Annotated in this window: 20 protein-coding genes; 13 read left to right on the top strand and 7 right to left on the bottom strand. The window is 66.9% G+C overall.

Annotated features, from left to right (window positions below; genetic code table 11):
• The first annotated feature begins 80 nt into the window (after positions 1-80).
• Together IP69_RS14020 and IP69_RS14015 are read left to right on the top strand one after the other, a co-directional pair.
• On the top strand, positions 81-1,205 hold the full coding sequence (locus IP69_RS14020; RefSeq protein WP_054143450.1) for a metallophosphoesterase: 1,125 nt from the start codon (positions 81-83) through the stop codon (positions 1,203-1,205).
• The gene (locus IP69_RS14015) at positions 1,202-3,832 is read left to right on the top strand and encodes a DNA-binding protein (protein WP_054143449.1); all 2,631 of its coding nucleotides are present in this window, start codon (positions 1,202-1,204) and stop codon (positions 3,830-3,832) included. Before IP69_RS14020 ends, IP69_RS14015 begins: the two co-directional genes overlap by 4 nt.
• Before the next feature lie 25 nt (positions 3,833-3,857).
• Here IP69_RS14015 and IP69_RS14010 read toward each other — a convergent pair whose 3' ends face one another.
• The gene (locus IP69_RS14010) at positions 3,858-4,682 is read right to left on the bottom strand and encodes a MipA/OmpV family protein (RefSeq protein WP_054143448.1); all 825 of its coding nucleotides are present in this window, start codon (positions 4,680-4,682) and stop codon (positions 3,858-3,860) included.
• Between the two features lie 187 nt (positions 4,683-4,869).
• On the opposite strand from IP69_RS14010, the gene IP69_RS14005 reads away from it, so the two are divergent.
• The 3 genes from IP69_RS14005 to IP69_RS13995 all read left to right on the top strand — a co-directional run bounded on the left by IP69_RS14005 (position 4,870) and on the right by IP69_RS13995 (position 8,367).
• Positions 4,870-6,957: a molybdopterin oxidoreductase family protein gene (locus IP69_RS14005; RefSeq protein WP_054143458.1), complete on the top strand. Its 2,088-nt coding sequence runs from the start codon at positions 4,870-4,872 to the stop codon at positions 6,955-6,957.
• 103 nt (positions 6,958-7,060) lie between these two features.
• Positions 7,061-7,423 carry a hypothetical protein gene (locus tag IP69_RS14000; RefSeq protein WP_054143447.1) on the top strand — a complete coding sequence of 121 codons (363 nt, stop codon included), beginning with the start codon at positions 7,061-7,063 and terminating at the stop codon, positions 7,421-7,423.
• Between the two features lie 137 nt (positions 7,424-7,560).
• Positions 7,561-8,367, top strand: coding sequence for a YafY family protein (locus tag IP69_RS13995; RefSeq protein ID WP_082359321.1), 807 nt, complete (start codon positions 7,561-7,563; stop codon positions 8,365-8,367).
• Here IP69_RS13995 and purN read toward each other — a convergent pair.
• The 4 genes from purN to IP69_RS13975 form a co-directional block, all read right to left on the bottom strand.
• Positions 8,295-8,858: a phosphoribosylglycinamide formyltransferase gene (gene purN / locus IP69_RS13990; protein WP_054143457.1), complete on the bottom strand. Its 564-nt coding sequence runs from the start codon at positions 8,856-8,858 to the stop codon at positions 8,295-8,297. The genes IP69_RS13995 and purN overlap by 73 nt on opposite strands.
• A 56-nt stretch (positions 8,859-8,914) precedes the next feature.
• Positions 8,915-9,988: a phosphoribosylformylglycinamidine cyclo-ligase gene (purM, locus tag IP69_RS13985; protein ID WP_054143446.1), complete on the bottom strand. Its 1,074-nt coding sequence runs from the start codon at positions 9,986-9,988 to the stop codon at positions 8,915-8,917.
• A gap of 114 nt (positions 9,989-10,102) precedes the next feature.
• On the bottom strand, positions 10,103-11,410 hold the full coding sequence (locus tag IP69_RS13980; protein ID WP_054143445.1) for a M23 family metallopeptidase: 1,308 nt from the start codon (positions 11,408-11,410) through the stop codon (positions 10,103-10,105).
• 87 nt (positions 11,411-11,497) lie between these two features.
• Positions 11,498-11,962 (bottom strand): peroxiredoxin, encoded by a 465-nt coding sequence (locus IP69_RS13975; RefSeq protein WP_054143444.1) that lies wholly within the window; start codon positions 11,960-11,962, stop codon positions 11,498-11,500.
• A gap of 224 nt (positions 11,963-12,186) precedes the next feature.
• On the opposite strand from IP69_RS13975, the gene IP69_RS13970 reads away from it, so the two are divergent.
• On the top strand, positions 12,187-15,645 hold the full coding sequence (locus IP69_RS13970) for a hypothetical protein (RefSeq protein ID WP_156323463.1): 3,459 nt from the start codon (positions 12,187-12,189) through the stop codon (positions 15,643-15,645).
• 6 nt (positions 15,646-15,651) lie between these two features.
• On the opposite strand, the gene tyrS is transcribed toward IP69_RS13970, so the two are convergent.
• Positions 15,652-16,896 (bottom strand): tyrosine--tRNA ligase, encoded by a 1,245-nt coding sequence (gene tyrS, locus IP69_RS13965; RefSeq protein WP_054143456.1) that lies wholly within the window; start codon positions 16,894-16,896, stop codon positions 15,652-15,654.
• Positions 16,897-17,069: 173 nt separating this feature from the next.
• On the bottom strand, positions 17,070-17,741 hold the full coding sequence (locus IP69_RS13960) for an alpha/beta hydrolase (protein WP_054143442.1): 672 nt from the start codon (positions 17,739-17,741) through the stop codon (positions 17,070-17,072).
• A 297-nt stretch (positions 17,742-18,038) separates the two neighbouring features.
• Between IP69_RS13960 and IP69_RS13955 the strand changes: the two genes are divergently transcribed.
• The 7 genes from IP69_RS13955 (at position 18,039) to IP69_RS13925 (ending at position 24,672) form a co-directional block, all read left to right on the top strand.
• Complete coding sequence (locus IP69_RS13955; protein WP_054143441.1) at positions 18,039-19,244, top strand: cysteine desulfurase family protein; 1,206 nt, start codon at positions 18,039-18,041, stop codon at positions 19,242-19,244.
• Between the two features lie 60 nt (positions 19,245-19,304).
• The gene (gene sufB / locus IP69_RS13950; protein WP_054143440.1) at positions 19,305-20,774 is read left to right on the top strand and encodes a Fe-S cluster assembly protein SufB; all 1,470 of its coding nucleotides are present in this window, start codon (positions 19,305-19,307) and stop codon (positions 20,772-20,774) included.
• Positions 20,774-20,995: a hypothetical protein gene (locus IP69_RS13945; RefSeq protein WP_054143439.1), complete on the top strand. Its 222-nt coding sequence runs from the start codon at positions 20,774-20,776 to the stop codon at positions 20,993-20,995. The genes sufB and IP69_RS13945 overlap by 1 nt, the downstream gene beginning before the upstream one ends.
• Before the next feature lie 123 nt (positions 20,996-21,118).
• Positions 21,119-21,871 (top strand): Fe-S cluster assembly ATPase SufC, encoded by a 753-nt coding sequence (gene sufC, locus IP69_RS13940; RefSeq protein ID WP_054143438.1) that lies wholly within the window; start codon positions 21,119-21,121, stop codon positions 21,869-21,871.
• The gene (gene sufD, locus IP69_RS13935; RefSeq protein WP_054143437.1) at positions 21,871-23,220 is read left to right on the top strand and encodes a Fe-S cluster assembly protein SufD; all 1,350 of its coding nucleotides are present in this window, start codon (positions 21,871-21,873) and stop codon (positions 23,218-23,220) included. The genes sufC and sufD overlap by 1 nt, the downstream gene beginning before the upstream one ends.
• On the top strand, positions 23,220-23,429 hold the full coding sequence (locus tag IP69_RS13930) for a 4-oxalocrotonate tautomerase family protein (RefSeq protein WP_054143436.1): 210 nt from the start codon (positions 23,220-23,222) through the stop codon (positions 23,427-23,429). Before sufD ends, IP69_RS13930 begins: the two co-directional genes overlap by 1 nt.
• Positions 23,430-23,433: 4 nt before the next feature.
• Complete coding sequence (locus tag IP69_RS13925; RefSeq protein WP_054143435.1) at positions 23,434-24,672, top strand: cysteine desulfurase; 1,239 nt, start codon at positions 23,434-23,436, stop codon at positions 24,670-24,672.
• The last annotated feature ends 47 nt before the right edge of the window (positions 24,673-24,719 follow it).

Below are 24,719 nucleotides of genomic sequence, written 5' to 3'. Positions count from 1 at the left end.
GGTCGCCAAACGCAGCAAAGCCACGCAGTGTCGGTGTGAAGGCGGGAGCGGATTCGCGCACCCGCCCGCAGCGAGGCCTGATGTTCCGCTTTCTCCACTCCTCGGACCTGCATATCGGCAAGCGCTTCGGCAATATGCCGGAAGAGCTGCGCGGCCGGCTGCGCGAGGCGCGTCACGGCGTGATCGACCGGCTGGCGGCGCAGGCGCGGGCCGGCGGAGCCGGGACCATCCTGCTCGCGGGTGATTGTTTCGACACCGAGACGCCAAGCCCCGCCATGCTGCGCCAGGCGCTGGCGGCCATGGAAAGCCATGCGCCGCTGCGCTGGATCGTCCTGCCGGGCAACCATGATTCGCTGCAGGCGGATGAATTATGGGCGGCGGCGCGCGCTGCATTGCCGGCTCATGTCTTGCTGGCAACCGACGCCTCACCGATCGCGCTTGAGCCCGGCATTGTCGTCCTGCCAGCGCCGTGCACCACCCGCCGGCCCGGGCGCGATTTGACCGACTGGCTGGACAGCGCCGCGACGCCCGATGGCAGCCTGCGTATCGGGCTCGCTCATGGCGCGATCCAGAGCTTCGGTGAGGATGGGATCGGGCTCGAAATCATCGCCCCTGATCGGGCTCATCGTGCCGGGCTTGACTATCTCGCTCTCGGCGATTGGCACGGCCAGATGCAGATCGGCCCGCGCAGCTGGTACAGCGGCGCGCCCGAGCCGGACCGCTTCAAGCATGATCAGCCCGGCCGGGCGCTGCTTGTCTCGCTGGCTGCGCCCGGGGCCATGCCAGACGTCACGCCGGTTGAAACCGGCAGCTTCGACTGGCGCAGCCTGCCGCTCGACCTGATCTCCGGCGACGATGCGGCCGGCCTCCTGGCCGAGCGCTTGCCCCTGGGCCCCGTCCGACGGCAGACGCTGCTGCGCGTCATCGCCACGGGGCGGTTGCGGCCGCAAGCGCGGGCGGCGCTCGATGCCGCGGCGGCGCATGTCGCGCCGGAATTTGCCCATCTCGTGCTTGAAACCGAGGCGCTGGCGACCGATTGCGAGAGCGCGGATCTCGACGCGATCGACCGGGCCGGGGCGTTGCGCCAGGCGGCCGATCTCCTGCTGGCCGAAAGCCTCGACGACCATCGCCCAGCCGGCGAGCGCCAGGCGGCACGCGACGGCCTGGTCCGGCTGTTCACCTATTGCGAAGCGATGCCGTCATGAAGCTGACGGCGCTGCGGCTTTACAATGTCCGTCGATTCGCGGGGCAGGGCGTTGCCGTCGAGGGCATCGGCGACGGGGTCAACGTGCTCTGCGCCGCCAATGAATTCGGCAAATCGACCTGCTTTGACGCGCTGCATGCGCTGTTCTTCCAGCCCCATACGGGCACGCCCGGCGCCGTGCAGGCCCTGCGGCCCTATAGCGGCGGCAATCCGCTGGTCGAGGCCGACATCGCCACGGGCGAGGGCGCCTTTCGGCTGACCAAGCAGTTCTACGGCGGAAGGCGCGCGATGGTGCGCGAGCGCGGCTCGGGCCGCATCATTGCGCAGGCTGACGAGGCCGAGCGTTTCATCGCGCGGTTGGTCCAGGGTGGCACGAGCGGGCCGGCGGGGCTGCTCTGGGTGCGCCAGGGCATCACCGGCATCGAGCGGCGCTCGCCCAAGGACGAGGAGGGCGAGAAGCGCGCGCGCGAATCCGTGCTGACCTCGGTGCAGGGTGAGGTCGAATCGCTGACCGGGGGCCGGCGCATGGCCCAGGCGGTGGCAGCCTGCGAAACCGAATTGTCGGTTCTGGTGACGGCGACCGGGCGGCCCAAGACCGGCGGTGCCTATGCGCAGGCGATCGAGGAGCGCGACCGGCTGGTCGAAACCGAGAAGCGGCTTTCGGCGGAGGTCCGTGAACTGCGCGAGGCGCTGGACCGTCGTCGGTCCTTGCGCACAAGGCTGGCCGCGCTCGACGACCCGGACCAGCAGGGCATGCGGCTGCGCGACCTCTTCCAGGCGGAAGCGGCCTGGACGACCGCCAAGGCCCAGGGCGAGGCGCTGAAGACGGCGGACGTCGAGGCGGCGCTGGCGCGAAACCATCTCGATGCGGCACGCCAGACGCTCGAAATCTATCGCCAGAATCTGGCGCGGCACGGGCTGCTCGAAGCGCGCGAGGCTGATAGCCTGACCCAGCGCGACGCGGCCGCGTCCCAACAGCGCGAGGCGCGCGAGGCCGGACAACAGGCGACCCGTGCTGTCGAGGAAGCGGAAGCTGCCGAACGCGAAGCGCGCGATCTCCTGAGCCGACTAGAGAAATCGATGCAGGCGCGTGCGGCCGCCGAGCAACTGGCGCGGTTGCAGCACGATCATGCCCGTGCCGAAGCCGGCCGGGTGGAGGTCGAGACGATCCAGGCCGAGGTGAAGGCGCTCGCCTTGCCCCCAGGCGCGGTGAAGCAGCTGGAGGCGGCCGAAACCGCGCTCGTCGGGCTGCGGGCGGCCCAGACGGCGCAGATGCCGCTGCTGCGGGTCGACTACCGCGCCGGCGCGCTGGGCACGATCGGGCTCGACGGCGTGGCGCTGGCCGATGGCGAGGAGCGCGCGCTGACACGCCAGGCCACGATCGAGATCGAGGGCGTCGGGACGCTTAGCCTGACCCTGCCGCAGGCGCGCGAGGGGGAGACCGGTCTGGCCGAGGCGCTAGCGCGGCGGGTTGCGCTGCTGGCTGCGCTGGGCGTCGCCGATCTGGCAGAGGCGCGCCAGCGCGAGAGCGCCTTGCGCGACCTGAGCGGTCGCCTCGATCTGGCGCGGCAACGGCTCACCTTGCTCGCGCCCGACGGGCTGCCTGCGTTGCGGGAGGCGATCGCCAGGCTCGAGGCGCAAAGCCTCGCCGCAACCGAGATCAAGGGCGATCCCGAAGCCGTGCGCGGAAGCCTGGCGACGGCCGAGGCGCGCGTCACGGCCTCACGCGGGGCGCAGCGGGCGGCCCAGAGCGCGCGCGACGAAGCCGGGGCGGCGGTCGTCGCGGCCGAGCGGGCGCTGGCGAGCGTCACCTCGGAGCGGGCCGGGCTGGTGGCGGTGCTGGGCGCAGCGGACGGGCGCGCGGCCCATGAGGCGCAGTTGGCGAACGACTTGGCCCAGGCCGAAGCGATCTTGGAGGCTGCACAGGCGCGCGTCGAGACCCTGCGCGCCAGCGCCACCGATCTCGCCGGAGCGGAGGCGAAGTTCAGGCGGATGCGCTCGGTCGTCGATGGCGCGGCCACTGAAATCGCGAGCTTGCGAGAGGAGGCCGCCGAGCTGAACGGCCGGATCCGGGCGCGGGCGGATGCGGCCGTCGAGGAGGCGTGGCAGGAGGTGCTGGACCGGCTGGCCGCGGCAGGCACGCGGCTTGGCAGTCTGGAGCGGGAGGTCGCCCTGCTGACGCGCCTGCGCGATGCGCTGCAGACGGCGCGGACCCAGGCACGCGACCATTATTTCGCGCCGGTGATGGCGGAGCTTCGACCTTTGCTGGGGCTGCTCTTCGAGGGTGCGAGCGTGACCTTCGACGAGGAAACGCTCCTGCCTCGCACCGTCAGCCGCAACGGACTGGAGGAGCCGGTGGGCTTGCTCAGCGGCGGCATGCGCGAACAGCTCGCGGTGCTGACGCGGCTCGCCTTCGCGCGGCTCCTGGCCAAGGATGGCCAGCCGGCGCCGGTCATTCTCGACGATGCGCTGGTCTACTCCGACGACGACCGGATCGAGCGGATGTTCGACGCCCTGCACCGCCAGGCCAGCGACCAGCAGATCATCGTCTTCTCCTGCCGCCAGCGCGCCTTCGCGCAGCTTGGCGGCACTGTGCTGCGCATGGTCCCCTGGACGCCGGACGCGTGACGATCAGGCGTTGATTGAGCGATGGTCAAAAGCCCAGATCGAAGGCGTAGCTCGCCGAGACACCGACCGTGATCGAATCCCGCGAGCCGAAGCCGCGTACGACCGGCGACTTCGCGGCATCGCCGACGAGATGCTTGTATTCGACATAGGCCGTGGTCTGCAGGCGCTCGGACCAGTAGTAGGTCGCCTGGGCAATGGCGCCGTAGGACAGGACGCCGCTGTTGAAGCGCTGCAGCAGACCGCCGGTCCCGGCCGCGCCCGGGATCGACCCGAAATAGGTCCGGACATAATCGGCGCTGGTGACGACCATGCGCGGCCCGATGCCGAGCTTCCAAGTGTCGTTGATGCGGGCGAAGGCGTCGAGCTTCATCTCGGCGACGAGGCCGTCATGGGCGACGATGCCCCGGCGCAGATCGACGCGGGCGCGCAACCATGAGGCAGGGTAGAATTCGACGAAGGCGCCAGCCTCGGCCCCGAACTTGACGTCCGGCACGCCGATCAGGGCGCGATTGGTGCTGGCCTTGCGCTCCCACAGCAGATTGCCGGAGAAGCCAACCCGCCAGGCGGTACCGGAAAAGAACCCGATCGAGATGGCGTCGTCCTCGGCCGACCACCAGGTGCTTTTCAGTCCCCTGCCGAGCGAGATGATCGGCTTGGGGCGGAAGATGTAGTCGTTGGAGCCGAGGTAATCGGGCTGGCGATGCAGGCCGGCACCCAGCGTCAGTGTCCAGTTCTGCGCCGATTGCGGCGAGGTGAGGGTGCTGTACTCGGGTGACTGCGCGGCGGCGCGGTCCGCGGGTGACAGCAGGAGGCAGGCGACGAGGCCCGTCAGAAACGCAACGCTACGCATGGAACTCAACTCCGGCGCAACGGCGCCACTCATGACCTGATGCCGCCAAGCTGAACCATTAGGATTAACCCGAGGTTGACAGGCGCGCTCCCGCGAGAGGCGTCTCGAAATCCAGGCTGCGTCTCATGGAGCTCGAACCACGCCTGACAGCGGTTCCCTTTTTCGAGCCATGCGTTACCAAGGCGATATGACGGAACTGCCTCGCATCGCCCATCACCCCTCGACCTGCCCGCATGACTGTCCCTCCGCCTGTTCGCTGGAGGTGGAGGTCATCGACGGGCGCAGCATCGGTCGCGTTCGCGGCAGCAGGCGCCAGAGCTACACCGACGGCGTGATCTGCGCCAAGGTCGCCCGCTACGCCGAGCGCATCCATCATCCCGACAGGCTGCTGCACCCGCTGCGGCGGACTGGCCCCAAGGGTTCGGGCCAGTTCGAGCGCATCTCCTGGGACGAAGCGCTCGACGAGATCGCGCAGCGCTTCCTCGCCATCGAAGCGGAGCATGGCCCCGAGGCCGTCTGGCCCTATTACTATGCCGGCACGATGGGCCTCGTCATGCGCGACGGCATCAACCGCCTGCGGCATGCCAAGCGCTATTCCGGCCAGTATTCGACGATCTGCACGACCACGGCCTGGACCGGCTTCATCGCCGGAACGGGTCGGCTGGCGGGGCCCGATCCGCGCGAAATGGCCAAGTCCGACTGCGTGGTGATCTGGGGCACGAACGCCGTGCACACGCAGGTCAATGTGATGCACCACGCGATCAAGGCGCGAAAGACGCGCGGCGCCAAGATCGTCGCCATCGACATCTACCACAATGCGACGCTGGCCCAGGCCGACCTTGCCCTGGTGCTGCGGCCGGGCACCGATGCGGCGCTGGCCTGCGCCGTCATGCATGTGCTCTTCCGTGATGGCCATGCCGACCGGGCCTATCTCGCCGCCCACACCGACGCGCCCGAAGAGCTCGAGGCCCATCTCCAGAGCCGCACCCCCGAATGGGCTGCCGCGATCACCGGGCTCGACGTCGCGCAGATCGAGGAATTCGCCGCGCTCGTCGGCACGCGCAAGAACAGCTTCTTCCGCCTCGGCTATGGCTTCGCCCGGCAGCGCAATGGCGCGGTCTCGATGCATGCGGCGCTCTGCGTGCCGACGGTGACCGGCGCCTGGCAATATGAGGGCGGCGGCGCCTTCCACAGCAACAGCGGCATCTACAATTGGCGAAAAAGCCTGATCGAGGGCCTCGACGTCCGCGATCGGAGCGTGCGCGAACTCGACCAGTCGCAGATCGGCCGCATCCTGACGGGAGACGCCACCGCGCTGCGTCAGGGCGGGCCGGTGCGGGCCCTGCTGATCCAAAACACCAACCCGGTCTCGGTCGCGCCCGAGCAGGAACTCGTCAAGCAGGGCTTTGCCCGCGAGGACCTGTTCACGGTCGTGCACGAACAGTTCATGACCGAAACCGCGCGGATGGCCGACATCGTGCTGCCGGCGACGCAGTTCCTGGAGCATGACGACCTCTACCAGGGCGGCGGCCACCAGCACATCATGTGGGGTGGCAAGCTCGTCGAGCCGGCGGGCGAATGCCGCTCGAACCATGACCTCATCTGCGCACTCGCGAAACGGCTGGGTGCGCAGCATCGCGGCTTCGAGATGACGCCGCGCGAGATCGTCGACTGGACGATGCGCGAAACCGGGCGCGGCACGCTCGACGAGCTGATCGCCAATGATTTCATCGATATACAGCCGGATTTCCGCACCGCGCATTATCTCGACGGCTTCGGCTACCGCGACCGCAAATTCCGCTTCAAGCCGGACTGGCCGAAGGTCCCCAACGCCAATGCCGGCCCGGTCGGCCCTTGGGACCGGATGCCCGCGCTGCCCGACCAGTGGGACGTGCTCGACAATGTCGATGCCGACCACCCGTTCCGGCTGGCGACGAGCCCGGCCCGCAGCTTTCTGAACTCGACCTTCACCGAGACCCCGAGTTCGGTGAAGAAGGAGGTCGGCCCGACACTGATGCTGCATCCCGATGACGCGGCCCGCCTGGGCATCGCGGCGGGCGACGAGGTCATCGTCGGCAACAGCCGTGGCAGCGTGCATCTGGCGGCCGTGCTGTTTGCCGGCGTCGTGCAAGGCGTCGTCATCGCCGAATCCATCTGGCCCAACGCCGCCCACCGGCATGGCCGCGGCATCAACACGATCACTGGCGCCGACGGTCCCGCGCCTTTCGGCGGCGCCGCGTTCCATGACAATAAGGTCTGGATCAAAAAGGCGTGACCACTCGCACCCTTGATTTTCGGCCGGTGCTATGGACCATCGCCCGGGCGGGTGGGCCCATTTGGGGCGCCAGAACGCCAGCTTTCGAAGGACGAACGACATCATGATCATGCGGCGGATAGGTTCGGTCTTTCTGGCCGGTGGATTGTTTGTGCTGGCGGGGCTCGGCGCGCAGGCGGCGAGCGGTCCCAGCGCGTTGCCGCCGCCGGACCCGACGGCGAAGAACCTGACCCCCTACATGATCCAGCTGCGCGCCTTCGACGCTTGCCTGGTGACGCAGTCGCGCCTGATGGGCACGACCCGTGAAGCAGTGCATACCCCGTGCAGTTGCTACGCCAAGGGCACGGTCAGCGCGATGACCCGCGACGAGATCCAGGCTTTCCGCGACACGGGCTATTTCAACGATTCGGCCCGCGCCAAGGGGCTCGGCTTCGTTGATCGGTGCAAGCTCAGGCGGCCGATCTGATTGGATACGGCATTTCCTGCTGCATGATGTGCCGACGCGCCTAGCGAACCTTGGCGCCGGCTCCTGCCACCCTGCTGACAAATCCTGTCAGCAGGGGTAAGGCATGGTGACGTCGTTCAAGCCGGGAACCCGTCACCATGCAGCGCGCCGAACGATTGCTCGACATGATCCAGGGCTTGCGCCGCCGGCGCCGGCCGGTCACCGCCGAGACTCTGGCCTCCGAACTCGACGTGTCGGTGCGCACCGTCTACCGCGACATCGCCGCACTAGTGCGCCAGGGCGTTCCGGTGCGCGGCGAGGCCGGTATCGGCTACGTGCTCGATGCCGGGTTCGATCTGCCGCCCCTGATGCTGTCACCCGACGAGATCGAAGCGGTGCTGGTCGGCATGCGCTGGCTCGGCGAGCGCGCCGACCCGGTCCTGGCGCGAGCGGCGGAGGATGTCGTCAGCAAGATCGCAGCCGTGCTGCCGCCGCATCTGCGGCCGATCCTGTTGGACGGTGCCCTGTTTGCGCCGGCCTATGGCCGCGATGTGCCGGTGGATCTGGTCGATGTCGCGGCGGTGCGTGCGGCGATCCGCCAGGGCCGCAAGCTCGAGGTCCGCTATCGCGACGAAAGCGGCCAGGACACGCAGCGCATGATCTGGCCGATCGGCATGAGCTTTTATGAGCGCGTCCGTGTTGTCATCGCCTGGTGCGAATTGCGCCAGGCCTTCCGCCATTTCCGCACCGACCGCATCACCGATCTCGTGGCGCGCGAGGAGCGCTATCCCGCCCGCCGGGCCGATCTGTTCCGGCGCTGGCAGAAGGAAGAAGAAGCACGCTGCCTGGAGGACGCCAGCCGGCGTCAGGAGGCGGCGGGGCTCGAAGAGGCTCAGCGCCGGACAACCGCCCCGTCGACCAGTGCGACGCGGCCGGCAGCGACATCGGCCAGCGCGATCGGATAAAGGCGATGCTCTTCCACGAGGACGCGCGCCGACAGCGTGTCCTCGTCGTCGCCGTCCAGAACCGGCACCGTCGCCTGCATGATCACCGGCCCGGCATCGAGTTCGGGCACGACGAAATGAACGCTGCAGCCATGCTCGAAGACTCCGGCTTCCAGCGCCTGTCGATGCGTATGCGTGCCCTTGAACAAGGGTAGCAACGAGGGATGAATGTTGATCATCCGCCCCGCCCAGCGCTGGACGAACCAGGGCGTCATGATCCGCATGAAGCCGGCCAGCACGACGAGATCGATCTGGTTGATGCGCAGGACCTCGTCCATGGCGCGCTCGAAGGCTTCGCGATCCTTGGCGAAGGCACGATGATCGACGGTCGCGGTCGCGATGCCGAAGGCTTTGGCTCGGTCAAGTCCACCGGCGCCGGGCACATTGGAGAGCACGAGCGCGATCTCCGCCGGGAAGCCATCCGCCCGCGCCGCCTCGACCAGCGACACCATGTTGGAGCCGCGTCCCGAGATCAGGATCGCGACGCGCGGACGCGCAGCCGATGGGGTCACAGCGAGAGCTTGCCGCGATAGGCAACCTGCTCTTCGCCCTGCGCGACCGGCACGATTTCGCCGAGCCGCACCGGCGTCTCGCCGGCGGCCGTCAGCGCCGCCTCGACCTCGTCGGCCCGGGCGGCCTCGGCGGCGACGATCATGCCGATGCCGCAGTTGAAGGTCCGCAGCATCTCGCGTTCGGCGACGCCGCCGACCTTCGCCAGCCAGCCGAAGACGGGCGGAACGGGAATCGCGGCGAGATCGAGCCAAACGCCCAGCCCCTCAGGCAGCACCCGAGGAATGTTGTCGGGAAAACCCCCGCCGGTGATATGGGCGAGCGCCTTGATGCCGCTCGTCGCCCTGATCGCCTGGAGCAGCGGCTTGACGTAGATTCGTGTCGGCACGAGCAGCGCCTGCGCCAGGCTGGTCTCGGGCGCGAAGGGCGCAGGCGCATCCCAGGCGAGGCCGGTTAGCGCCACGATCCGCCGGACCAGCGAATAGCCGTTGGAATGGACGCCCGAGGACGGCAGGCCGAAGACGACATCGCCGGGCTGCAGATCGGCCCGCGGCAACAGCGAGCCGCGCTCGGCGGCGCCGACCGCAAAGCCCGCAAGGTCGTAATCCTTCTCGGCATACATGCCGGGCATTTCGGCGGTCTCGCCGCCGATCAGCGCGCAGCCCGCCTGACGGCAGCCATCGGCGATGCCACGCACGATCTCGATGCCCACCTGGGGATCGAGCTTGCCGGTGGCGTAGTAATCCAGAAACAGCAGCGGCTCGGCGCCCTGGACGATCAGATCGTTGACGCACATCGCCACGAGATCGATGCCGATCGTGGAATGCAGGCCGCTCTCGATCGCGATCTTGACCTTGGTGCCAACGCCGTCATTGGCGGCAACCAGGATCGGGTCGGCGAAGCCGGCGGCCTTCAGGTCGAACAGCCCGCCAAAGCCACCGATCTCCGCATCGGCGCCCGGCCGGCGCGTCGCGCGCACCAGCGGTTTGATGGCATCGACCATGGCGTTGCCGGCATCAATATCGACACCCGCCTGCGCGTAGGTCAGTCCGTTGCCGCCCGGATTGCTCATCTCGTATCCGCCTCGAATTGCGTTCGGGCGAGCGATAGGCAAGCGGACGGCACGATGCAAGGCGTTCGGGTGCGCTGGGCGGTGGAACCCCTTGGAAACCGGCTTGCTGCGTCGTCAGCGCAGGGTCGCGAGCTTGCCGCCGGCCCGCAGGAAGCGGCCGGGATCGACCGGCTCGTCATGGATGCGTGTTTCGTAGTGCAGATGCGGCCCCGTCGAGCGACCCGTCGAACCGACGCGGCCGATCACCGTGCCCGTCGTCACGCTTTGGCCGACCGAGGCAAGGATCGCCGACATATGGGCGTAGCGCGTGGTGATGCCGTTGGCGTGTTCGATCTCGACCATGTTGCCATAGCCGCCCGAATATTCCGCCGTCACCACCCTGCCGGGCGCCGTGGCGCGGATCGGCGATCCGCTTTCGGCGCGGAAATCGACGCCGGTATGCATGGCCGGACCGCGTGTGAACGGATCGACGCGATAGCCGTAATTCGAGGAGAAATCGACGTCGCCCGCCATCGGCTTGGCAAGCGGCAGCTGCTCGGCCAACCCGCGCAGGCGCATCACGGCGACAATGCGGGGTTGCAGCGCGCTCAGCGTCGCCTCGAAGGGGCCAGCCGAGGGGTTGATCTTGAAGGGTACGAACGGACCGCCCACGCCCTTCGCGACGCTGCCCTGCGCGGCGAGCCGGTCGGCATCGAGCCCGGTTTCCGAGAGTGCGCCGCGCAGGCGCTTCTGCGATTCGGCCAGCGTCTCGTCCATATCCTTGAGGGCCGCCAGCTGCGCACCGGCGGTCTTGGCAATGGCGCGGTCCAGATGGGTGAGGGCGGCCTCGACGCGCTTTGCCGGGGGCTGGATCTCGGCCTCCCCGGAATGCCAGGGCGAGGTGCGGGTTTCGTTGGCGCCCCGCAGTGTCGGTTGTTCGGGGGCCGGTGTCGGCTTGGTCGGCATGATCGGCGCGAAGCTTGTGACGCCTGAAGCCCTGACCGGTTCGTCAGGTTGAATCATGCGTGCGCGGAACGGGGTTTTCGGTGCGGTCACGATGCCGCCGGCCTGGAGCGTGTCGGCCAGGGCGGTCACGAGCGACTGCCGCGATTCGAGCTCGGCCTGGCGCGTCGCCAGTTCGTCGACGCGCGCCTCGACGCCATCCTGGTCTAGCAGGGCGCGGCTGGCGAGGCGGTCGACATCGGCGCGCAGGGCTGCGATGCGGTCCTCATAGGCGTATTGGCGGCTGGTTTCGCGCGCGATCAGCCTTGCCGCAAGGTCGTCCTTGCTCAGAATATACCAGCCAGCGGAGCCGCTGCCGGCGGTCGTCAGCGCCAGCCAGGCGAGGCCCAGCACCACCGTCGACCGCCGGATCGTATAAGTCTTGTGCGTGACCAAGCCCGAAACCGGGAGGGCGGGACCTGTCGAGGCGGAATGTGTCATGAACGCGGGACCGGAAAGTTACGCTGCCGATACCGTCATCAGACGCCGTTAAGGTTAATCTTTCGCAAACCGCCTTCTAAATCGGAGTCAGATCGCCTGGGCTGCCGCCAGCACCTCCGCGGCATGACCCGGCACCTTCACCTTGCGCCAGATCCGCGCGATCGTTCCGTCGCGGTCGATCAGGAAGGTGGTGCGCTCCACACCCATGTAGCTGCGGCCATACATGCTCTTCTCGACCCAGATGCCATAGGCCTGCAGCGCGACCTGCGCCTCGTCGGCGACGAGGGCGAAATCCAGCCCGTGCTTGGCCTTGAACTTGTCGTGGCTCTTCACCGGATCGGGGGAAATCCCGACGATCGCAGTGTCCGCAGCCGCGAACTCCTCCCGCAGGCCGTTGAAGGCGATCGCCTCCTGCGTGCAGCCAGGCGTGTCGTCTTTGGGGTAGGCGTAGAGCACGAGCTTCCGGCCCTTGAAGTCGGCCAGCGACACGGTGCCGCCGCCATCGCGCGCCAGCGTGAATTCAGGAGCTTGATCACCATCCTGCAAAGCCATTGATTTGCCTTCCTTTCGTCGCCTTCGCCCGGCATGCCCCAGCATGCGACGGTCGGCCATGATAATGTGCGTCCGGCCGGCAGCCAAACTGTCGCGTCTTGCCGAATCACCTGGCCGCGCCGCATCGACAAGAGGCCCCGCCGTCGCTTCAATGCTGGCATAGCGGCGGCGATGCGCCCGTTGTCGCCGCTGCGGATCATCCATTCAAGAGGATCGAGATAGCCTTGCTGGATCAAGAGGCGAACAAGCCGGGCGCTGCGGCGGCTTCGGTCACATCGCAATCCGAACCGGAGTGCGATGTCGCCGAGGTCAAGCGGCGCGCCAAGGCGGGTCTCGTCACTATCGCGGTGGCTGTGGTCGTGGCGGTCATGACATTGGCGGGCGCGGCTGCAACCCTGCTCGTCACAGGATTGGTGCCGCTATCGGGACTGGAAGGACGTATCGCCAATGCCATCGCGGACCGTCTGGGTCCTGACTGGACGGTTGAGGCTGCCGCGGCCGAACTGGGCCGTATCGACGGGCATTCGCACCTTCGCGTGCGTCAGGTCTCCTTCCGCCACAAGAGCGGCGCCGCCATTCGCGCGCCCGAAGCGGTGCTGGGATACGAGCCGATGGCGCTGCTGCGCGGCGAGATCCGGCTCAAATCGGTCGATCTGCGCGGCGTGAATGTCCGGCTCGGCGTGAACCGGGACGGTGCGCTGATCGTCAATGCCGACTCGGCTCCGGCGGAGTTGCCGCCTCCGTCCACGCTGCCCGATGCGGCACAGTGGAACGCCTTCACCGGCATCATGGCGGCCGTCTCGACGCTGGCCCAGGGGGACGGACTGCTCGGGGCGCTCGATACTGCCGGCATGAACGGGGCGCGACTGTCGCTGATCGATCCCGAAGGGCGGCAGAAGGCTAGCTTGGAGGATGTCGATATCCGTCTCACCCGGACGGGCGAGCGCGGCACGCGTCTGACGGTCAAGGGCCGGACAGGCCAGCGCTGGAAGGAACTCGCCATAGAGCTGTCGAGCGAGGCCGACGGTACGCAACGTGCCGAAATCGACATCATCCGTTTCGAGCCGGCGGAGGTCGTCGCATTGGCGCTCGGCACCGGCGGGCTGTCGATCGAGGGGCTGCCGCTGCGCGGCAAGGCCAGCCTCAGCCAGTCTCCCGCCGGCGCAAGATCGATCACGGCACGCATCGACGTCCTGCCCGGTGTGATCCGCTTCCCCGACAGCCCGGTGCCGCCCGTCACCGTGGACGGGGCCCATCTCGAACTCGCCAGCAGCGGAGACTTCTCCGTCATCGACGTGCGATCGGTCGAACTGAACGCCGGCGCGACACGGCTGAAGGGCACCGGCACCCTGCGCGCCGATGGCAGCGCCTGGCGCAGCAGCATCGCCGCGTCCGGACAGGTCGCGGGGGTGGATGCCGATCCTGCGGTCCGTATCGATGCTTTCAAGGCCGATATCCGGTTCGATCCGCGCACAGCCGAGGCGGTCATCGAATCGGCGTCCCTGCAGGGACCCGGGGTCCGCGCCGAGGGGCGAGGAACCATTCAGCAGGTCGGCGCCTCGCCGTGGCAGCGCTTTTCGATCAAGGCGACGGATCTGGATCCGCGCGCGGGCCTGGCGCTCTGGCCGCGCTGGACGTCGGAGGAGGTCCACCTCTCGCTCTCCCGTCAGTTCCTTGGCGGCCGCATCGCGTCGCTGCACGTCGAGATGGATCTACCGGCCGAGGATCACGCCCGCCTGTTGCAGGGCAGTGGCATTCCCGAGGATGCGCTCACGGTCGTCATCGATGCGTCGCAGGTGCGGTTCTTGCCCGGTCCCGGTCTGCCGCCGCTGATCGACGCCAGTGTCTCCGGGCGCATCACGGGGCGCACCGTCAAGATCGCGATCGCAAATGCGACGGCCGATCTCGGCCAAGGGCGGCAGCTTCGCCTGAACGAAGGCAGCTTCGACATCCCCGACACCTGGGGCAGGCGGCAGCCGGCCCGCGCGGCCTTTCGCAGCACCGGCTCGATGGAGGCCTTGGCTGCGCTGTTTGCCTTTCCGGCGCTGAAGGAATTTTCGCCCGGCGAGATCGACCCGGCCAGCCTGCGCGGCAGCAGCGACCTCAAGAGCGTCGTCAATCTCGTTCTGGCCGACGATCCCCGGCCGGGTGAGATCGTCGTCACCAGCACGGGGACGCTGAGCGGCGTGGCCTCCGATACCCTGCTCGGCCCGGAGAAACTCGACGGCGGCCAATTGGCGGTGAATTTCGACCGCACCGGGCTGACGGTGCGCGGCGAGGCCCGCATCGGCGGCGAGCGCGGCCAGATCGAGATCCGACAGGACCCGCGCGGCAAAGGCGAGGCGAGCGTGTCGCTGACGCTCGACAATGCAGCGCGGCAAAAGCGCGGGCTCGGCCCTGAAGCCGGGATCAACGGCCCGGTTCAGCTGAAGATCACCAAGGCGCTCGGCCGAGGTTCCGAGGGACCCGCGCGCGTCGAAGGCGATCTGAGCAAGGCGTCGATCGAGGGGGCGATCCCAGGCTTGAGCAAGCCGGCCGGGCGGGCGGCCAAGCTGACATTCACCTACCTTGCCGATCCCGACGGGGCTGACCTCGACGATGTGCTGTTTGAGTCGACTCCCATCCTGATCCGCGGAAGAATCGAGCTGAACCGCCAGAACGCATTCGAGAGCGCCAGCCTGTCCCAGCTTCGGCTGTCATCGGGCGACAATCTCAAGGTCGAAGCCAAACGCGACGGCAATCTGACGAAGCTCGTCATCCGAGGAGCGGTCGTCGATGTGCGGCCCTTCATTCGCAATCTTCAGAGCGCGTCCGGACCTGCTGCTGCCCGCGGCGAGAAAGCCGGATCGCGAAGCGGGGACATCGACGTCGATCTCGACGTGCCCATCCTGACCGGCTTCAACAGCGAGGCGATCACCAATGCTTCGCTCAAGCTGCAGAAGCGCGGCGGCGATCTGCGCACGATCGCCTTCCAGGGCCGGATCGGTCGAGCGGATGTCACGGTGAAGCAGGCCTCGCGCCTCGGGGAAGTGGCGGGGGGGCTGCTGGTCCAATCCGAGAACGGCGGCGCCTTGCTGCGCTTCGTCGATCTTTACCGCCGGGCCCATGGCGGCGACCTTATCCTCAATCTCGGGCCGGGCCAGACGCGCCAGAGCGGTGAACTGCTGTTTCGCAACTTCGTGGTCCGCGACGAGCCGGCGCTGCGGCGCGTCATCGGCGAGCAAGCGCTTGGAGGCGACCGGGCCGATAATGCGGCAACGCCCGTGCCGATCAATGTCAGCGAAGTCGCCTTCACCAAGCTGCGGGCCGAATTCACCCGCTCGGCCAGCCGCCTCGACGTCTCGGACATGGTGATCTGGGGCCAGCAGGTGGGCTTCACCCTGCAGGGCAATGTCGATTACGGCCGCGACCGGGTTGATATCGGCGGCACCTTCGTGCCGGGCTACGCCTTCAACAACGCCTTTGCGCAGGTTCCCCTCGTCGGGGCGCTGCTGGGCGGCGGCAGCCAGTATGGCGGACTCTTCGCGGTCAATTTCAGGATTGCCGGTGCCGCCAGCGCGCCGACCATGTCGATCAACCCGCTATCGGCGATCGCGCCCGGCATCCTGCGCCGCTTCGTCGATCCGCTCGGCGGGGCGCCGGCCCAGAAGCCCATCCAGCCCAATCAGGCGCCGACCCGCTGAAGCCGGCTAGTCCGGCCGCAGCAGGACGTGCTTCTTCTTGCCGAAGGAAAGCTTGACCGCGCCGTCAGCCGACAGATCGGCGCTGCCGAGCATGGCGCGCTCATCACTCACCAAGACATCGTTGACGCGCAAGCCCCCCGCCTTGACCTGACGTCGCGCCTCGCCGGTCGAGGGCACGAGCCCAGCCTTGACGAAGGCACTGAGCACGCCGAGCCCCGCTTCGAATTCGGCGCGCGCGATCCCCACGCTCGGCAGATCGGCGGCGAGCGAGCCTTCCTCGAAGGTCTTGCGCGCGGTCTCGGAGGCGGCCTCGGCGGCGGCGCGGCCATGCAACATGGCTGTCACTTCGGTCGCCAGCACCTTCTTGGCCTCGTTGATCTCGGCGCCGCCGAGCGCGGCGAGGCGCGCGACCTCCTCGAGAGGCAGCTTGGTGAAGAGCTTGAGGAAGCGCCCGACATCGGCGTCCTCGGTGTTGCGCCAGTACTGCCAGAACTCGAACACCGGCAGGAGCTTGGCGTCGAGCCAGACGGCGCCGGATGCGGTCTTACCCATCTTGTTGCCCGATGCGGTCGTCAGCAGCGGCGATGTCAGCGCGTAGAGCTGCACATCCGACATCCGATGGCCGAGATCGATGCCGTTGACGATGTTGCCCCACTGGTCGGAGCCGCCCATCTGCAGGATGCAGCCCGTGCGCTTGTTCAGCTCAACGAAGTCGTAGGCCTGCAGGATCATGTAATTGAATTCGAGGAAGGACAGCGACTGCTCGCGGTCGAGCCGCGTCTTCACGCTGTCGAAGGACAGCATGCGGTTGACCGAAAAGTGCCGGCCGACATCGCGCAGGAATTCGAGGTAGTTCAGCCCCAGCAGCCAGTCGGCATTGTTCAGCATGGTCGCCGGGCCGGAAAAGTCGAGATAGTTGGCGAAGACCGACCGGATGCCGGCAAGGTTCTGCTCGATCGTGTCCTGCGTCAGCAGCTTGCGCGCCTCGTCCTTGAAGGACGGGTCGCCGACCATGGTGGTGCCGCCGCCCATCAGCGCGATCGGCCTGTGTCCCGTCTCCTGCATCCAGTGCAGCATCATGATCTGCATCAGATGCCCGACATGCAGGCTCGTCGCAGTCGCGTCATAGCCGATATAGGCGCTGATCGGCCCCTTCACCGCCGCAGCGTCCAGCCCCTCCGGATCGGATATCTGGTGGATAAAGCCGCGCTGCGAGAGCGTCTGCAGGAAGTCGGATTTGAAGGCGGTCATGATGGTGCTCGGCATGCTGGCAAGCGGCGCTGCGCTCACGATTGAATGAGCCCTCATCCTGAGGAGCGGGCGTCAGCCTGCGTCTCGAAGGATGCTCCAGCGCCCTCTGGATCATCCTTCGAGACGCCGCTGGCGCGGCTCCTCAGGATGAGGGCTGTGTTTCGGACAGACTCTCAGACGCTTTCCTGCTCGGACTTCAGGATCTCCGGCCCGACCATGCGGTCGAGATAGGCGCCGACCTGCTCCATCAGCACATCGACCTTGCCGTCGAAGAAGTGGTTGGCGCCTTCGACCACGGTGTGCTCGATCTGGATGCCCTTCTGGGTCTTCACCTTCTCGATCACCGCCATCACCTCCTTGACCGGAGCGACGCGATCCTCGGAGCCGTGCACGAACAGGCCCGAGGACGGGCAGGGAGCCAGGAACGAGAAATCATAGCGGTTGGCCATCGCGGCGATCGACATGAAGCCCTCGATCTCGGGGCGGCGCATCAGAAGCTGCATGCCGATCCAGGCGCCGAAGGAGACACCGGTGATCCAGCAGCTCTTGGCTTCCGGATTCAGCGCCTGCATCCAGTCGAGCGCGGCGGCCGCATCGGACAACTCACCCGCGCCATGGTCGAAATGGCCCTGGCTGCGGCCGACGCCGCGGAAATTGAAGCGCAGCGCCGAAAAACCACGGTTCACGAAGGTGTAGAACAGGTTGTAGACGATCTGGTTGTTCATCGTCCCGCCGAATTGCGGGTGCGGGTGCAGGATGATGGCGAGCGGCGCGCCGCGCTTCTTGGCGGGCTGGTAGCGGCCCTCGATCCGGCCGGCGGGTCCGTTGAAAATCACCTCGGGCATCGTTGTCTCGCCTTTTGTTGGGCTGAAGGCCATCGACGCCGGGCACAGGCGGCAGAATGCCGCCCCGTGGCCCGGTCGCCCTTGACGGCCCCGCCGCTCGCGCCCTACATCAGAGCACTTAGAATGGTTCTAACGACCGTGAACAAGTCGGGAACAAGCGCGGATGCCGGAAGCGGCATGGGCGCGATCCCCGGCCGGACCGGTTCGGATGGGCGGCTATAGCACGGTGCAGGGGTGCCAATTCAAGCATTTCGTGCTGGCAGCCTGCGCAAGACAGCAACAGGAGCATCCGCGATCGTGACCGCGTCGGTCCGCGCCTATCTCGACCATAACGCGACCACTCCGGTTCGTCCCGAGGTGGCGGAGGCGATGGCGCGTGCGCTGGTGATGCCGGGCAATCCCTCGTCGGTGCATACCGAGGGCAGGGCGGCTCGCGCTGCCGTCGAGCGGGCGCGCGAGCAGGTCGCAGCACTGGTCGGCGCCAAGGCCTCCAATGTCGTGTTCACCAGCGGCGGCACTGAAGCCAACGCGACGGTTCTATCGCCCGGGCTGATGGATTGCGATGGCGGGCGCGACTGTGTCCGGACCCCAGCCTCGCTGCTGCTTTATGGCGCGACGGAGCATCCTTGCGTGCGCGACGGCCACCGTTTCCAGGCGGAGGCAGCCGAGGCGGTTCCCGTCGATGCTGATGGCGTTGTCGATCTCGCCTGGCTTGCGGCGCGACTGGAGCGCTTTGCGTCCGAGCATGCTGGCGCTCGCGCGCTGATCTCCGTCCATCTCGCCAATAATGAGACCGGCGCGATCCAGCCGATCGCCGAGGTCGCGGCGATCGGCCGGCGCTTCGGCGCGCTGCTGCATAGCGACGCGGTGCAGGCCGCCGGCAAGATCGACATCGATATCGCGACGCTGGGCGCCGACGTCATCACGTTGTCCGCCCACAAGCTGGGCGGCCCCAAGGGCGTCGGCGCGATCATCTTCCGCACCGGGGCGCTGGAGCTGGCCGACAAACCGCTGCGTGGCGGCGGGCAGGAGCGTGGCTGGCGCGCGGGCACCGAGAATCTGCCGGGCATCGTCGGTTTCGGCACAGCGGCTGCGCTTGCGAAGGCTGCGATCGCGACCGAGGCCGAGCGGATTTGCATCCTGCGCGACAGATTGGAAGCGGGGCTGCTCGCTCTCTCGCCCGAAACCGCGATCTTCGGCCGCGGCGCCCCGCGCCTGCCCAATACCAGCGCCTTCGCCACGCCCGGCCTGACGGCCGAGACGACGCTGATCAAGCTCGATCTGGCGGGCGTCTCGCTGTCTTCCGGCTCGGCCTGCTCCTCTGGCAAAGTTCGGCGCTCGCATGTGCTGGACGCCATGGCTATAGACCCTGCCATGAGCGCAGGGGCCTTGCGGGCGTCGCTCGGATGGACCACCTGCGAAGCCGACATCGAGCTTTTTCTCGCGGCCTATGCGAAAGCGCTGGCCGCCGACATCCATCGGAGCGCACGGGCTGCCGCCTGACGCGTTCCGCACGACGAAGACCAGACCGGCGGGCCTTGAACCCGCGACAGGAGAGCAGACATGGCAGCGGTCCAGGAGACCATCGATCAGGTCAAGTCGATCGACGTGACCGAATACAAATACGGCTTCGTCACCGAGATCGAGGTCGAGAAGCCCACCAAGGGGCTGACCGAAGACACGGTCCGCTACATTTCCGCGCGCAAGAACGAGCCGGAATGGATGCTCGAATGGCGGCTCGATGCCTTCCGTCGCTGGAAGACCATGACCGAGCCGGCCTGGTCGCGGGTGAACTACCCGCCGATCGACTACCAGAACATCTATTATTACGCCGCCCCCAAGGGCCCGGCGCCGCAGTCGCTCGACGAGGTCGATCCGGCGATTCTGGAGACCTACAAGAAGCTCGGCATCCCGCTCAGCGAGCAGGAGATCCTGGCGGGTATCGCACCGGAACGCCGCGTCGCGGTTGATGCCGTGTTCGATTCGGTCTCCGTGGTCACGACCTTCAAGAAGGAGCTGGCTCAGGCCGGCGTGATCTTCTGCTCGATCTCGGATGCGATCCATGAGCATCCCGAGCTGGTCAAGAAGTACCTCGCCACCGTGGTGCCGGTGACCGACAACTATTTCGCGACGCTGAACTGCGCCGTCTTCACCGACGGCTCCTTCGTCTACATCCCCAAGGGCGTGCGCTGCCCGATGGAGCTATCGACCTATTTCCGCATCAACGAGCAGAACACGGGGCAGTTCGAGCGCACGCTGATCATCGCCGACGAGGGCTCTTATGTCAGCTATCTCGAAGGCTGCACGGCGCCCAAGCGCGACGAGAACCAGCTCCATGCGGCGGTCGTCGAGCTGATCGCGCTCGACGACGCCGAGATCAAATACTCGACCGTCCAGAACTGGTATCCGGGCGATGCCGAGGGCAAGGGCGGCATCTACAACTTCGTCACCAAGCGCGGCGACTGCCGGGGCAAGAACTCCAAGATCTCCTGGACGCAGGTCGAGACCGGTTCGGCGATCACCTGGAAGTATCCGTCCTGCATCCTGCGTGGCGACGGCTCGCGCGGCGAGTTCTACTCGATCGCGGTGTCGAACGGCGCCCAGCAGGTCGATTCCGGCACCAAGATGATCCATCTCGGCAAGAACACCACCTCGAAGATTATCGCCAAGGGCATCGCTGCCGGCAAATCCGACTCGACCTATCGCGGCATGGTCTCGGCCCACCGCAAGGCGACGGGTGCGCGTAACTTCACCAATTGCGACTCGCTCCTGATCGGCGACCAGTGCGGCGCCCACACCATCCCCTATATCGAGGCCAAGACTGCCACCGCCGTCTTCGAGCACGAGGCCACCACGTCGAAGATCGGCGAGGACCAGATGTTCTACTGCCAGCAGCGCGGCCTCTCCGAGGAGGAGGCGGTGGCGCTGATCGTCAACGGCTTCGTCAAGGAGGTGCTGCAGCAGCTCCCGATGGAGTTCGCCGTCGAGGCGCAGAAGCTGATCACGATCTCGCTCGAGGGGAGCGTGGGGTGATGAACGACAAGGTCGAACATCTCATTCTCGAACATCTGCGGGCGATGCGCGCGGATATGTCGTCGATGAAGGACGAGATGACCGGCATGCGCGGCGAGATGATCGTCATGCGGCAACATATGGCGGGTCTGCTCGGCTCGCAGGCGCTGCACGATGGCGAGATCGCCGGGCTGAAAGCCCGGATCGACCGCATCGAGAAGCGCCTCGAACTGGTCGAATGATGCTGATCGACTGACCTGCCATGGTCGGGCCCGTCCCGACCATATCGCCACTCTTCAACGTTCAAGTCGTGGATGCTCGGCACAGGGCCCAGCATGACGCGGCGGAAATCCGGACCTGAAACCATGCTCGAAATTCGCAACCTCGTCGTCAAGATCGCCGACGAAGACAAGCAGATCCTCAACGGCCTGAACCTCACCGTCAATGACGGCGAGGTCGCCGCCATCATGGGGCCCAATGGCTCCGGCAAGTCGACGTTGAGCTATGTCATCGCCGGCAAGGAGGATTATGAGGTCCTCGACGGCGAGATCCTGCTCAATGGCGAAAATGTGCTGGAGATGGAGGCCGATGCGCGCGCCGCCGCCGGCATCTTCCTCGCCTTCCAGTACCCGCTGGAGATCCCCGGCGTCGCGACCATGACCTTCCTGAAGGCGGCGATGAACGCCCAGCGCCGCGCCCGCGGCGAGGCCGAACTGCTGACGCCCGACTTCATCAAGGCGGTCAACGCCGCTGCCGACCGCTTGAGCATCGACAAGGCCATGCTGCGCCGGCCGCTCAATGTCGGCTTCTCCGGCGGCGAGAAGAAGCGCATGGAAATCCTGCAGATGGCGCTGCTGCAGCCTTCGATGTGCATCCTCGACGAGACCGATTCCGGCCTCGACATCGATGCGCTGCGCATCGTCGCCGACGGCGTCAACGCCTTGCGCGACGCCAAACGCGGCTTCCTCGTCATCACCCATTACCAGCGCCTGCTCGATCACATCATCCCGGATACCGTCCACGTGATGTCGAAGGGCAGGATCGTGAAGACCGGCGGCAAGGATCTCGCGCTCGAACTCGAGAAGTCGGGCTATGCCGGCTATGTGGAGGCGGCGTGATGTCCGTCGTCACCCCGCTCAAGACGGCGGCCGAACAGACGCTCAGCGCCCAGTTCGCTGCCGCCAAGGCCGAATTGCCGGGCGCGTTGCCGGTGCGCAAGCTGCGTGAGGACGCCTTTGCCGGCTTCGAGGCGAAGGGCTTGCCGCATCGCCGGCTGGAGACCTGGCGGTACACCGATCTGCGCGCGCTGCTGCGCGATGCGCGGCCGCTCGCTGAGAGTGCGGTCGTCAGCGACGCGGTGCGCGCGCGGCTGGCCGCGCTGGCGCTCGACGGCCTGCGGCTCGTGCTCGTCGATGGCGTGTTCGTGCCCGAACTCTCGACGCTGGAAGGCTTGCCCGAGGGCCTGACCGTCCACAGCCTGGCCGACGCACTCGTCGCCGGTCGCGAGGACATCGCGCGTGTCCTGTCGGGCCCCGGAGTGGCCGACGCCGATGCCGGGCTGATGCTCAACACCGCCCTGATGCGCGACGGCGTGTTCATCGAGATCGCGGCGGGCACGGAGCTCGCCCAGCCGGTCGCCATCCTCTCCCTGGCTTCGGGCGAAGACGAGCGCGCGATCTTCCACCGTTCGGTCGTGCTGGCCGGGAACGGCGTCAAGGCGACGATCGTCGAGATCAGCGAAAGCGCAGGCCAAGCAGCTTCGCAGATCAACGGCGCCATTGTTTTCGAGACAGGCGACGAGAGCGACGTCCAGCATTTGCGTATGGTGACGCGCCATGTCGCCGAGACGGTCCAGGTCCAGAGCCTGCTTGCCACTGTCGGCGCGCAGGCGAACTTCGAATCCTTCGCGCTGGTCCTGAACGCTGGCACGCTGCGCCAGCAGTATTTCGTGCGCTATGCCGGCGAGCACAGCACGATCGGGCTGCGCGGGGTCAATCTGATCGACCGGTCCGAACACTGCGATGTGACGCTGGTGATGGACCATGAGGTGCCGCACGGCACCAGCCGCGAGATGTTCAAGTCGATCATCGGCGGAGAGGGCACCGGCGTCTTCCAGGGTAAGGTCATCGTGCGGCAATACGCGCAGAAGTCCGACGGCAACATGAAGAGCAATGCTCTGCTGCTGAACGACGGCGCGACCATGTTCAACAAGCCCGAGCTCGAGATCTTCGCCGACGACGTGGTCTGCGGCCATGGCGCCACCGTGGCGCAGATCGACGGCGAGCAGCTCTTCTATCTGATGGCGCGCGGCCTGCCGCGCCCGCAGGCCGAGGCGCTGGTGCTGCAGGCCTTCGCCGGCGAGGCGGTCGAGTTCGTGCAGGACGAGACGCTCCGTGGCCTCGTCATGACCGAGATCGAGGCCTGGCTGGGCGCGCGCGACGCCTCCTCCGTGGTGAGTGCGATCTGATGCCTTACGTCAATCTGCAGATCACCAAGGGCGCGACCCGCCAGCAGAAGGCGGAGATCGTCCAGGAGTTCACGCAGACGCTCGTCCGCGTGCTCGGCAAGAACCCTGAGAACACCCACATCGTGATCCAGGAGATCGAACGCGAGGATTGGGGCCATGCCGGCGAACTGGTCGCCGACAAGGCGCCTGCTTCGCCCGGAAAGGCATGAAGACATGAACGCGCTGGTGAAGCCGTACGATATCGAAGCGATCCGCCGGGATTTCCCCATCCTGTCGCGCGAGGTCTATGGCAAACCGCTGGTCTATCTCGACAATGCGGCTTCCGCCCAGAAGCCGGAGGTCGTCATCGAGGCGATGAGCCGGCTGATGCGCGAGGAGTATGCCAACGTCCATCGCGGGCTTCACTATCTCGCCAACGCCTCGACCGAAGCCTATGAGGCGGCTCGCGAAAGCGCGCGCCGCTTCCTCAACGCAGCCCATCTCGAAGAGATCGTGTTCACGCGCTCCTCGACCGGCGCGCTGAATACCATCGCCTCCTCGCTCGGCCGTCATCTGCAGCTTGGCGAGGGCGATGAGATCATCCTCTCGATCCTGGAGCATCACTCCAACATCGTGCCCTGGCACTATTGGCGCGAGCGCCATGGCGCCGTGATCAAATGGGCGCCGATCGACGAGGACGGCAACTTCCTCATCGAGGAATTTGAGAAGCTGATTTCGCCGCGCACCAAGGTCGTGGCGCTGACGCATATGTCGAACGCGATCGGTACCATCCTGCCCATCCCCGAGATCGCCGCGATCTGCCGCGCGCATGGCCTGCCGCTGGTCGTCGATGGCAGCCAAAGCGCTGTCCATCTGCCGATCGACGTGCAGGCGCTGGGCTGCGACTTCTACTGCTTCACCGGTCACAAGACCTATGGGCCGACCGGGTCGGGCATTCTGTGGGGCAAGCGCGAATGGCTGGAGAAACTGCCGCCCTATGAGGGCGGCGGCGAGATGATCGTGACCGTCACGGAAGACACGGTCACCTATAATGACCCGCCGCATCGTTTCGAGGCCGGCACGCCGGCGATCATCGAGGCGGTGGGCCTGGGCGCCGCGCTCGACTACATGATGGCGCTGGGCGCTGATAACATCGCCGCCCATGAGGCGCAGCTCGGCACTTATGCCATGCAGCGGCTGGGCGAGATGAACTCGATCCGCATCTTCGGCAAGGCGAAGGACAAGGGCGCCATCGTCGCCTTCGAGATGAAGGGCGCCCATGCCCATGACGTCGCCACCGTGATCGACCGGGCCGGCGTCGCGGTGCGCGCCGGCACCCATTGCACCATGCCGCTGATGGCACGATATGGTGTGACATCGACATGCCGGGCCTCGTTTGGCCTCTATAATACGCTGGACGAAGTCGACAGGTTGGTCGAAGCCCTGCAAAAGGCCGAAAGCCTGTTTGCTTGAGTAGGATTGCAAAGCCCATGACCGACACCGTCGCCGACGAGATCAAG

Source organism: Allobosea sp. AAP35, from assembly GCF_001295925.1.
Lineage (GTDB): Bacteria > Pseudomonadota > Alphaproteobacteria > Rhizobiales > Beijerinckiaceae > Allobosea.
The sequence above is the reverse complement of the archived record's forward strand: the minus strand, read 5'-3'. Positions and strand labels throughout refer to the sequence as shown.